At 31.5% G+C, this 11605-nt stretch carries 13 protein-coding genes; 7 read left to right on the forward strand and 6 right to left on the reverse strand.

Annotated features, from left to right (window positions below; translation table 11 throughout):
- A partial coding sequence (locus ACVC2P_RS05745; RefSeq protein ID WP_452597519.1) for a POTRA domain-containing protein occupies positions 1-715 on the reverse strand: 715 nt, incomplete at its 3' end.
- A gap of 159 nt (positions 716-874) precedes the next feature.
- Here ACVC2P_RS05745 and ACVC2P_RS05750 point away from each other — a divergent pair.
- Complete coding sequence (locus tag ACVC2P_RS05750) at positions 875-1594, forward strand: TrmH family RNA methyltransferase (protein ID WP_452597520.1); 720 nt, start codon at positions 875-877, stop codon at positions 1592-1594.
- Between the two features lie 29 nt (positions 1595-1623).
- Here ACVC2P_RS05750 and porT read toward each other — a convergent pair whose 3' ends face one another.
- Both porT and ubiE read right to left on the reverse strand, forming a co-directional pair.
- The gene (gene porT, locus ACVC2P_RS05755) at positions 1624-2340 is read right to left on the reverse strand and encodes a type IX secretion/gliding motility protein PorT/SprT (RefSeq protein ID WP_452597521.1); all 717 of its coding nucleotides are present in this window, start codon (positions 2338-2340) and stop codon (positions 1624-1626) included.
- A 2-nt stretch (positions 2341-2342) separates the two neighbouring features.
- Positions 2343-3071, reverse strand: a complete 729-nt coding sequence (ubiE, locus tag ACVC2P_RS05760; RefSeq protein WP_452597522.1) for a bifunctional demethylmenaquinone methyltransferase/2-methoxy-6-polyprenyl-1,4-benzoquinol methylase UbiE — start codon at positions 3069-3071, stop codon at positions 2343-2345.
- A 291-nt stretch (positions 3072-3362) separates the two neighbouring features.
- On the opposite strand from ubiE, the gene trkA reads away from it, so the two are divergent.
- From trkA to ACVC2P_RS05785, 5 genes are all read left to right on the forward strand, one after another.
- Positions 3363-4712: a Trk system potassium transporter TrkA gene (gene trkA, locus ACVC2P_RS05765; RefSeq protein WP_452597523.1), complete on the forward strand. Its 1350-nt coding sequence runs from the start codon at positions 3363-3365 to the stop codon at positions 4710-4712.
- Between the two features lie 7 nt (positions 4713-4719).
- Positions 4720-6225, forward strand: a complete 1506-nt coding sequence (locus ACVC2P_RS05770) for a TrkH family potassium uptake protein (RefSeq protein WP_452597524.1) — start codon at positions 4720-4722, stop codon at positions 6223-6225.
- A 139-nt stretch (positions 6226-6364) separates the two neighbouring features.
- Positions 6365-6619, forward strand: a complete 255-nt coding sequence (locus ACVC2P_RS05775) for a hypothetical protein (RefSeq protein WP_452597525.1) — start codon at positions 6365-6367, stop codon at positions 6617-6619.
- 179 nt (positions 6620-6798) lie between these two features.
- Complete coding sequence (locus tag ACVC2P_RS05780; protein WP_452597526.1) at positions 6799-7065, forward strand: hypothetical protein; 267 nt, start codon at positions 6799-6801, stop codon at positions 7063-7065.
- A 3-nt stretch (positions 7066-7068) separates the two neighbouring features.
- The gene (locus ACVC2P_RS05785; protein ID WP_452597527.1) at positions 7069-7332 is read left to right on the forward strand and encodes a hypothetical protein; all 264 of its coding nucleotides are present in this window, start codon (positions 7069-7071) and stop codon (positions 7330-7332) included.
- 60 nt (positions 7333-7392) lie between these two features.
- On the opposite strand, the gene ACVC2P_RS05790 is transcribed toward ACVC2P_RS05785, so the two are convergent.
- Both ACVC2P_RS05790 and ACVC2P_RS05795 read right to left on the reverse strand, forming a co-directional pair.
- Positions 7393-8583, reverse strand: coding sequence for a pyridoxal phosphate-dependent aminotransferase (locus ACVC2P_RS05790; RefSeq protein ID WP_452597528.1), 1191 nt, complete (start codon positions 8581-8583; stop codon positions 7393-7395).
- Between the two features lie 11 nt (positions 8584-8594).
- The gene (locus ACVC2P_RS05795) at positions 8595-9695 is read right to left on the reverse strand and encodes a fatty acid desaturase family protein (RefSeq protein ID WP_452597529.1); all 1101 of its coding nucleotides are present in this window, start codon (positions 9693-9695) and stop codon (positions 8595-8597) included.
- A gap of 144 nt (positions 9696-9839) precedes the next feature.
- On the opposite strand from ACVC2P_RS05795, the gene rsmG reads away from it, so the two are divergent.
- Positions 9840-10469 carry a 16S rRNA (guanine(527)-N(7))-methyltransferase RsmG gene (gene rsmG, locus ACVC2P_RS05800; RefSeq protein ID WP_452597530.1) on the forward strand — a complete coding sequence of 210 codons (630 nt, stop codon included), beginning with the start codon at positions 9840-9842 and terminating at the stop codon, positions 10467-10469.
- A gap of 43 nt (positions 10470-10512) precedes the next feature.
- Here rsmG and ACVC2P_RS05805 read toward each other — a convergent pair.
- The coding region (locus ACVC2P_RS05805; protein ID WP_452597531.1) for a hypothetical protein at positions 10513-11605 on the reverse strand (1093 nt) is incomplete at its 5' end.

Genomic DNA, 11605 nt, shown 5'->3' on the forward strand with positions numbered 1-11605 from the left:
GGTCAATTTTTACCGTTTTGGTTTTTCCAAAAGTATCTACTTCAAAATAAAAATAATCTTGAGAAAAATGATAAACACCAGAGTTACGCATAAGGTTTGTAATGCGTTCCTTTTCTGCTAAAACAGATTGTGTTTTATATCGTTCTTTTAATTTTATATATGATTCTTTTTCTGCTGTTTTATAAATAGAATCTACAACAGGGGAGGCAATAGATGTTGAAAGAGAGTCTATTGTATAGGGTTTGCCCGTTTCAATTTTGTAATCTACACTAGCTCTTTGGTTACTGTCTCTTTTGGTTTGAGAAGATAGTTTTACATCAAACCATCCATTGTTCCAATAATAGCTTTCTAAACGGTTTAAAGATTTTTTGGTAAGTGTATCGTTAACAATAACAGGAGCTTCGCCAGTTCTTTTAATCCAATTATTAAACTTTTTTCTAGATTCTAAATATTTATCCAACTGTTTTTTAGATAAAAATCGCTCTAACTTTTTTCTTTTTTTTGAATTTTTTTCTAATCTCGCGTTTAAAATAGAATCTATATTAGGTCTTGCCGTATTGTAGATGTATAGTCTTAAAGGAAGGTTTAAAAAAGGAAGTTTTTTATTAGGTGTTTGGTACAGTAAATTATTAGTTATTTCGTTATTAACCGTTTCATCATTAACAGTAATTGTCGTTTTAGTTAATAAGTGCTCATCAGATGCCACTCGTTTCACAGAATTACAAGCTGTGAAAAAACTAATAATTATAATAAATAGTAGTATTTTTGAATGCTGTTGTTTCAAATAGCTAAACCTTAAAATGATTAATTAATAGTACTAATTCTCGTTTTTTTATAATTTGAATTACTACCGATTCAAAAATACATTTTTTAAATGCTATCAAAAAACCAAATAAAACTAATAACGCGTTTAAAGCAAAAAAAGTATAGATTACAAGATGGTCTTTTTGTAGCTGAAGGCGTAAAAGTTATTAATGAGCTTTTACAATCTTCATTAACATTAAATCATGTATTTAGTACAACACCTTTCAATATTGATGCCAATCTTGAAACTTTAATAACAGAAAACGAATTAAAAAAAATAAGTTTTTTAACAACACCAAATAAAGCGCTAGCACTCTTTGAAATTCCTGAGGTAAAAGCTGTTAATTTTAATACGTTAGTTGTGGCTTTAGATGCTGTGAGAGATCCTGGTAATCTGGGGACTATTATTAGACTTTGCGATTGGTTTGGTATCGATAATTTAGTGTGTAGTGAAGACACTGTAGATTGTTATAATCCTAAAGTTATACAAGCTACTATGGGGTCTATTACTAGGGTAAATATAAAGTATGTAAACTTAGCAGATTTTTTAAAAGAAGTTAAAACTTCGGTTTATGGTGCTTTTATGGATGGAGATAATGTTTATAGTGCTACATTACCAAACACAGGTGTTTTGGTGATGGGGAATGAAGCTAATGGTATATCTAAAACTATAGAGACTTTAATAACTAAAAGAATTGCTATTCCTCGTTTTGGTGCTTTACAAGCTACCGAAAGCCTAAATGTAGCGACTGCTACTGCTATTTTGTTGAGCGAATTTAAAAGAAGTTAAATAATAAAAACTAAAAACACTCTGATTAATTACCTGAATGTAAGGTTTATAAAAACGCCGCGAGTTTTCATAGAGGTAATATTACTAGTCCAAGGACTGTTAGGGTCTGCATCTCTTACCAATTCATCATTAATAGCAAATACCCCACGAATAGAAGGGGTAAATTTAAACCAGTATAAGTAAAAGTCAATACCAAAACCAATATCGTAAAACATTACATTTTTTTTGGTTCTAAATTCACCGTTGCTATTATCATCAGGGTTTTTTTCATTACTAGATAAGTTTAAAGATGTAGCTAACCCAAATGTTACAAAAGGTTTAAAGTTGTTATGTCTTTTAGTAGATAGCCTTAAAAGTAGAGGGACATATACGTAAGTCGATTTTACTTCTCTTAAAAAATCTGAATCATTAGTATCTGGAACACCTTCAAGATAATTTTCTGGATACATTAAGGTTCTGGTTGTTATGGCTAATCCAGGCTCTAATCTTATATTTATAAAATCATTTACACGTAAATCTCCAACTAAACCTACGTTAAATCCTGCAGATTTTACATTAGTAATGTCTCCTTTATTATCATTATAATCAAACTTATAATCAAGATTATTAATCCCAAAGTAATAGCCCCAGCTTAATAATTTTTTATCCATGTTTTGGTTGTTCTGCACTTTCTCTTTAGTAAAAAGCTGTGCTGAACTAGTATTCACTACAAATAAAAGGGTAAAAAATATAAGTATATGTCTCATTATTACTGTTTTGATGCTGTATAAATGGTAGCCACGCCAAAAGTTTGTGGCAAGTCTTTAACATTTATAAACCCAATATTACGTAAAATATTGTTTAAAGCTTCACCATAAGGAAAAACAGATGCCGATTCGCATAAATATTTATAGGCACTTCTGTCTTTAGAAAACGTTTTTCCTATTAACGGTAATATGTTTTTTGTATAAAAATTATAACCTTGTTTGTAAGGTGTTTTATCTGGCATAGAAGTTTCTAAAATAACAAAAGTACCTCCAGGTTTTAACACACGAAGAATTTCTTTTAACCCGTTATCTAATGTTTCAAAATTACGAACACCGAAAGCAACAGTAATAGCATCGAAAGTATTGTCTTCAAAAGGCATGTTTTCAGAATCACCTAAAATCATTTCAATTCTAGAATCTAATTTTTTAGATTTTATTTTGTCTTTACCTATTTCAAGCATGCCAGGGCTAATATCCAAGCCAACAATTTTACTAGCATTGGTTTCTGCTAAATTAATGGCTAAATCACCAGTTCCGGTTGCGATATCTAATATAGATTCAGGCTGTCCTTTTTTTACAATTTTTACAACCTTTTTACGCCATTTAATATCTATTCCAAAAGAGATAACACGATTTAAGCCATCGTAATCTTTAGAAATAGTGTCAAACATTTTGGTAACTTGTTCTTTTTTACCTAGGTCGCTATTTTTATAAGGCTTTACTTTTGTCAAAATTTAATTTTTTACAAAATTACAATGTTTTTAATAAAGTATACACTATTTAGATAAATAAGGTTTATTATGTAGTTTTTAGTTGCTTTTGTGTGATATATTTAATCTGTATATGTATTTAAGAAACTTTAAAACAAATAATTAATTATGATTAAAATAGTTAATTTAACTATCTTTGTTATCCTTTTTACATTAAATAAAAGAATGAATTGTTCATGTTATAACCTACGCCATTCGCAAGTAATGAATATTAGGTTCCCTTTCTTACTATTAAAAATAACAGAAAATTAGATGAAAATAATTATTGCTGGAGCTGGAGAAGTAGGTTTTCATTTAGCTAAACTATTATCTTATGAGTCTCAAGAGATTACTTTAATAGATACAAATAAAGCCAGTCTTGCTTATGCCGAAAACCATCTAGACATAAAAGTTTTAAAAGGAGATGCAACTTCTATAGCTATATTAAAGGAAGCTAAAGTAAATAATAGCGATTTGCTAATAGCTGTAACGGCTTCTGAAACAACTAATATTACAGTATGTGTGTTAGCTAAGCAGTTAGGGAGTAAGAGGACAATTGCAAGAATCTCTAATACAGAATTTATTACACATAAAGATGAGGTAGGTTTTACGCGTTTTGGAATAGATGAATTAATTTCACCAGAATCTTTAGCTGCTTCAGAAATAGAATTATTACTTAACCAATCTGCTTTTAAAGATAGTTATCAGTTTGAAGATGGTGCATTAACAATGGTAAGTTTAAATTTATCACGAACAGCATCATTTGTAGGTAAATCTGTAAAAGAAGCAGCACAATTATTTTCAGAAATTCATTTTGTACCAATTGCAATACAGCGTTTTGGTACACAATATACTATAATACCTAGGGGAGATACCCAATTTAAAGAAGGTGATACAGTTGTTTTTATAACCAGTGAAGGTGGAGGGGAAGAGTTATGTAAAATGACAGGTAAAACTAATGAGCCTATTAAAGATGTAATGATTCTTGGGGGAAGTAAAATAGGATATAAAACGTCTAGAGATTTAAGCTCAAGGAATTTTAATGTTAAGCTTATTGAAAAAGACAAAGAGGTTGCTTTCGATTTAGCTGATGAATTAGAAAATGTATTGGTTATTAATGGAGATGGAAGAAATGTTGAGCTTTTAGATGAAGAGAGTATAGATGATATGGATGCTTTTATTTCTGTAACAGGAAACTCTGAAACAAACATTATGTCTTGCTTAGTTGCAAAATCTAAAGGGGTTAGAAAAACGATTGCATTGGTTGAGAATATGGATTATTTTGAACTCTCTCAATCTATAGGTATTGACACTTTAATTAATAAAAAATTATTAGCTGCAAATAATATATTCAGATATATCCGTAAAGGAGAAGTTATTGCTATGACGAAACTGAATAATATGAATGCAGAACTTCTAGAATTTAGAGTAAAACCAACCTCTAAAATTTCTAATAAACTTATAAAAGATATAGAATTTCCTCGCTCTGCAATAATAGGTGGAGTTATAAGAAATGGAGAAGGACTTATTGCCTTAGGAGGATTTAAAATCGAGGAAGGAGATTATATAGTAGTCTGTTGCTTACCTCGATCTATAAAACAAGTAGAAAAATTATTTTTATAATATAAACATGGGTAAGCGCTTAAAACTTAACTATAAAATAATATTTCACTTTTTTGGATTATTACTCTTGTTTAACGGTGGCTTTATGCTTTTGGCCGCCTTTGTAAGTTTAATATATAAAGATGGGGTAACCTTTGAGTTAACTTTATCTGGACTCGTCATTTTACTATTAGGTGTTTTTGCAATGTATTATACAAGAGAGCACAAAAAGGAAATGAATAAACGCGAAGGCTACATTATAGTTTCTTTTGGGTGGATTGTTATGGCACTTTCGGGGTCTTTACCCTATATACTTACAGAGGCAATACCTGGGTTAACGGAAGCTTTTTTTGAAACCATGTCTGGATATACAACGACAGGGGCTTCCATTTTAAACGATATAGAAGCAGTGCCTAAAGGTGTTTTGTTTTGGAGGAGTTTAACGCATTGGATTGGTGGTATGGGTATTATTGTTTTAGCAGTTGCCATTTTACCCTTATTAGGTATTGGAGGAATGCAGTTATTTGCAGCAGAAGCTCCAGGACCAAGTGCCGATAAATTGCACCCGCGTATTACAGATACAGCAAAGCGTTTATGGCTTATTTATTTTGGGTATACAGCTGCCGAAACTATTTTGTTACAAGTTGCTGGAATGTCTTTTTTTGATGCTATCAACCATTCTATGTGTACGCTATCTACAGGAGGATTTTCTACAAAAAATGCGAGTTTAGCGTATTGGAATAATAAACCGATTATACAATATATTGTTATCCTGTTTATGTTTTTAGCAGGTACAAACTTTGTATTGAGTTATTTTGCTTTTAAAGGAAAAGTAAAAAAAATTATACATGATGAAGAGTTTAAACTGTATTTTAAGTTTATAGCATTATTTACAATAATAGCGGCATTAATAATTTATTTTAGAGCAGATTTAAGCACTTCTACAGTAGAACACCCAATGGTTTGGGGGAAGGCAGAAAGTGCATTTCGTCATTCATTATTTCAAGTATTAGCAATAATTACAACAACAGGTTTTGTGTCTGCAGACTATACTTTATGGACACCTTTTTTAACAGTATTCTTTTTTGGTTTAATGTTTTTAGGGGGGTCTGCGGGTAGTACTTCTGGAGGAGTAAAAGTAGTACGACATTTAATAACTATAAAAAATGGGTTTTTAGAATTTAAACGTACATTACACCCAAACGCTGTATTACCTGTGCGTTATAATAAAAGAGCAGTTTCTGGAGATATTGTATTTAATATATTAGGCTTTTTTATTTTGTACATGTTATCTTTTATTGTTGGCGCTCTAGTATTTTCTATGATGCAAATAGATTTTGAATCTGCAATAGGTTTAGCGGCGTCTAGTTTAGGTAATGTTGGACCAGCTCTTGGAGACTTTGGCCCTGTAAATAATTATTCTGGACTACCGGCAATTGGTAAATGGTGGGCATCGTTTTTAATGCTTATTGGTAGACTGGAGTTATTTACTGTTTTAATATTATTGACACCTTTTTTCTGGAGAAACAGGTAATTCTATATTTTTTTTAGTATTCAAAAAGCTTTGTTTTTAGTAGTGTTTTGCTATTTTTTAGTGTTATAAATTAAAACTAATGTGTTACATTTTTATGGCTTAGTCGTTATAATAATATAACCACATAACATCAATCATTATGAAATCATTAGTAATATCTCAAAACGCCGAATCTTTTTATCAACAACACGTATTTAATCATAATTCACCTTCAGGTATTTTAAATTCAAAATATAAGGCTATTGCACAGTATAATTTTGAAGCTTTAAAAAAAACATCATTATTTAGTATTAAACAACGCATAAAAAGCAAACAATATAATACGGGCTATGCAGTAGTTGGAGCGCTTAAAGTAGCCATATTTGTAGTCGGTTTATTAATAGCTTTTAATTAATTTAAAAACCACCACGTATTTATATGCTTTCTTAAAAGTGTAACATTTTTATAATTTATACTACATATTATATAAAGCCGCTTTTTTATTGGAATATTAATTAGGAGTTAGGAAACCTACTCCTGATATAGGTTTTCTATTCCAAAATTATATTTGTTTCACTTTAAAATCTAGAAATTATGGGAGGAGAAGGCGCAATGATGGCGGCAATACATGCTATACGTAATAATAAAAACTTAAGATCTAAACGAAAATCTAAAGGGATTAGTTTTGTTACTAATTCTAATGAAAAAACAGAATACAATTTACCAAAAGCAACTCCTGAGAAATTACAGGAGATTAAAATGCGAATGCAAAAGGAGAATAAACAACGCAGAGTAAAACAGCTTTTATTACTAGTTATTTCCTTGGTAAGTATTGTGTCTGTTTTAATTTATTTTACTTAACGTATGAGTTTTGGAGTTGTACAAAATGCTATTGCTACAATTAAAGCTAATAGAGTGTTATTGTCTAAGCGTAATAGGTTGAAAAATACATTAAGCGGTTCTGGAGAACATAAAACAGAATATAACCTTCCAAAAGCGACAGTTAAACAGTTATTAGGTATAAAAAAGCGCATGCAATTAGAGCATAGAAAACGTCGTATAAAAGAAATCACTTTACTAATTATTTTTGTAATCGCTGTGATTTCGCTACTACTATACATAACATAAAAAAATCCGCAAAATATTATTTTGCGGATTTTTTTATGTTATGTATGTATTGAGGTTGTTTTAACTAACAACTGCTTTAATTCTTTTTATTGCTTCTATAATTTGTTCTTGCGATGCGGCATAAGATATTCTTATGCAATTTGGGTTTCCAAAAGCATCACCAGTAACAGTTGCTACAAGTGCTTCTTCTAATAAATATAAAGAAAAATCGGTAGCATTATTTATAGTTTTTCCGCGTAATGTTTTTCCGAAGAAATGAGAAATATCTGGAAATACATAAAAGGCACCCTCTGGTGTATTGGTTTTAAAACCTTCTATGTTATTAAGTAAATCGAGTACTAAATCACGACGTATTTTAAACTCGTCTATCATATATTTTACAACACTAGGATCTGCATTTAAAGCTGTTATTACTGCGCGTTGTGCAATACAATTTGCGCCACTAGTAACTTGCCCTTGCATTTTATTGCAGGCACGAGCAATCCAATCTGGTGCGCCAATAAAACCTATTCTCCAACCTGTCATTGCAAAGGCTTTAGAAACACCATTTACAGTAATAGTGCGGTCTTGCATACCTTCTACACCTGCCATGCTAGCATGAGGCTTTCCTGTATAATTTATATGTTCGTATATCTCATCGGAAACAACATAAATATTTGGATATTTCTTTATTACGTTTGCTAAAGCTTCTAATTCTTCTTTACTGTATAAAGAGCCGCTTGGGTTGCATGGAGAACTAAACCAAAGCATTTTTGTTTTTGGTGTAATAGCAGCTTCAAGTTGATCTGCTGTCATTTTAAAGTCGGTATCAATAGATGTTTTTACTTCTACGGGTACACCTCCTGCTACTTTAACAATATCACTATAACTTACCCAGTATGGGCAAGGTACAACAACCTCGTCTCCTTTGTTTAGCATAACCATTGCTACATTATATAGCGATTGTTTGGCTCCAGTTGAGACAACAATTTGTGGTAAGGTATACTCTAACCCGTTATCACGTTTAAACTTAGTTATTATAGCCTCTTTTAATTCGCCATAACCATCTACAGGTGTGTACGAATTATAATCATCGTTTACTGCTTGTATGGCAGCATCTTTAATAAAATCTGGAGTGTTAAAATCTGGTTCTCCTAAACTTAATCCGATAATGTCTTTGCCTTCACCTCTTAATTCTCTGGCTTTAGCTGCCATAGCTAAAGTTGCAGAAGTGGCCATGTTTAAAATGCGTTCTGAAAGTTGTTGACTCATTAATTGTGTTGTTAAGCTTGTAAAGCAGGCTTCATTCCCATTTCGCGTAAATATCTAAAATGGGCAGCAATGGCTTTACGTGTAGTTTTATATTCGTTGTATGGTAAGTTAAATTCTAGTGCTGTTGCTTTTACAATTTCTGCTATTTTACCATAATGAATATGGCTAATATGAGGGAAGATATGGTGTTCTACTTGATGGTTTAAACCACCAGTAAACCAGTTTGCAATTTTGCTTTTACGACCAAAATTAACAGTCGTTTTAAGTTGGTGTATAGCCCAAGTGTTTTTCATAGTGCCATTTTCTGCTGGTAAAGGCATTTCTGCCTCTTCCATAACATGAGCTAATTGAAATACAACACTTAAAATTAAACCAGCTGTATAGTGCATGATAAAGAACCCTAATAGAATTTTCCACCAAGCTTCGTCTAAAATTAACATTGGTAATACAATCCACATTGCTATGTAAATTAGTTTTGAAATTACAAGCTTACTCCAGTTTGCAACAGGATTAGGGAACTCACCGTAAGATAATTTACGTTTCATGTAGCGTTTCATTTGCTGGAAATCTGTTGTAATTGCCCAGTTTATTGTTAGTAATCCATATAATAATATAGAATAATAGTGTTGAAATTTATGGTGCCAATGCCATTTTGTATGCTTTGAAAAACGTAGAATACGACCAGCTTCTAAATCTTCATCATGACCATGAATATTAGTGTATGTGTGGTGTAGTACATTGTGTTGTACTTTCCAATTGTATACATTTCCTGCTAAAATATATATGCTGCTTCCCATTAAACGGTTAATCCATGTTTTGTTAGAGAAAGAGCCATGATTACCGTCGTGCATAACATTCATGCCTACTCCAGCCATACCAATTCCCATAACAACAGTTAATAGTAATTTTGCCCAACCTGGCATATCTAATGTTAATAATAAAAAGTACGGTGTTAAAAATATGGAAAACATGATAACTGTTTTTACCCATAATTTCCAGTTTCCAGTACGTTTAATATTGTTGTCTTTAAAGTAAGAATTTACTCGTTTATTTAATGTTCTAAAGAACTTAGCAGAATCTGTTCTTGAAAATGATAATGATTGTTCTGTCATAATATGCTTTTTTTAATATGATAACGTTTAAATTTCAGAAATCATATTTTGGGGCAAATATAATTAATTAAAGCATCTTAACTAATATTCAAAATCATAAAATTATGACTATAAAATTTATACTTTTGCAAAAATTTTACAACTATGGAACTCATCTTAAAATACTTTCCTAATCTTACTAAAGATCAAATAGAGAAATTCTCAAGATTAGAGGCGTTATACCAAGATTGGAACCTTAAAATTAATGTAGTATCAAGAAAAGATATAGATGAATTATATATAAGACATGTATTACATTCATTAGCTATAGCCAAAGTTGTTGAGTTTAAAAATGGGAGTAGTATAATGGATGTTGGTACAGGTGGGGGCTTTCCTGGTGTGCCATTAGCAATTTTGTTTCCAGAATGTCAATTTCATTTAGTAGATAGTATCGCAAAAAAACTTAAAGTTGTTAATGAAGTTGTTGAGGGTTTAGGACTAAAAAATGTTAAAACAACACATACAAGGGTAGAAGAGGTAGACGAAACTTACGACTTTATTGTAAGCAGAGCGGTTGCAGCCATGCCTACTTTTGTACATTGGGTTAAAGGTAAGGTGAAAAAAACAAGCAATCACGACTTAAAAAACGGAATACTATATTTAAAGGGTGGTGACTTAAGTGAGGAATTAAAAGATTACAAATCGACTACACTATATAATTTAAGCGATTTTTATACAGAGGATTTTTATGAGACTAAAAAAGTCGTGCATTTGCCTCTAAAATATAAGAAATAATAAAAAGCAGCTATTAGCTGCTTTTTATTATTTCTTAATTCTATTAATTATTAGCGCCTTCTGGTAATTGTTGTGTAAAAATAAAAGTAGCTACAGGAGGCCCACCAAAGACTGAGTTAGATGGGTTGTTGAAAATATTATTTCGTACTATCAATACATCGCTTGCTCCTCCAGAATAATAGCTTACACCATCTCTATTTGCGTCTGTATTATTGTAACCTAAAGACCCATAAGTTGCAACGGGAGGTCCGCCAAAAACTGAATTATTGGGGTCGTTGAACACTTGACTTCTAATGTTAGGAATGTCGCTAAGTCCCCCTAAGTAGTTTAAACGGCCATCACCATTTGTATCTCCAGCCCACATAGCAACTGTATTTGCTGGTGTACCAAACGTAGTTTGCGCATCTGTACCAAACGTAATTTGATTAGTTGCATCTGTAAAATCTACAGCGGTAGTAATTCTCGATAAAGGAATTGTTGAGTTAGACATAATACCTAAATGGTTTTTATGCTTTATAGCTACATAGTAGTTGTTGGCTGGAATATTGTTAAAAGGAAGGTTGAAACTTCCATCTGTATTTACAATATCTCCATCTCTTTGAACTAATGCAGATTGGCTAGCAATTACATTAGTATTATTAGTTGCATCTCTAAGTTCCACAAAAACCCAGTCTACAATAGCATCATTGCCTGTTGTTGTTAGCAGAGCAGCATCAAAAGTTAATGCATCGCTAAAAGGGCTTGTTGTTGGTAAAATACCTGCAGTACGTAAATCATCTCTCATTAAATTATCTGTACTACCTAATAAAGAGCCTTGTAAATAGACTTTAGCCGCCAAGCTAGATCGTATTATAATTTCATCTAAAGCAAAATTTACATTGGCGTTAGTTAAAGTTACGTGTTCTTCATTATTATCTGGCATATACCATGCGTCAAAAGGCGTAATGTTGTTAACTGTAAGTGATGATGTTGTTAAATTATTAGGAATGTGAAACCAATCTATATCCCCATCATTTTCCAGAGCTAAAGCACTAACAGTTGGGATAAAGTTAAAGTAATCGGTTTGTAGCGCATTAAAAAACGAATTAATTAAAGGGTCTGTTCCTAGGCTTCCAGCTAGAGCGCCTATATTAAAT

The organism is Pontimicrobium sp. MEBiC01747, from assembly GCF_053601635.1.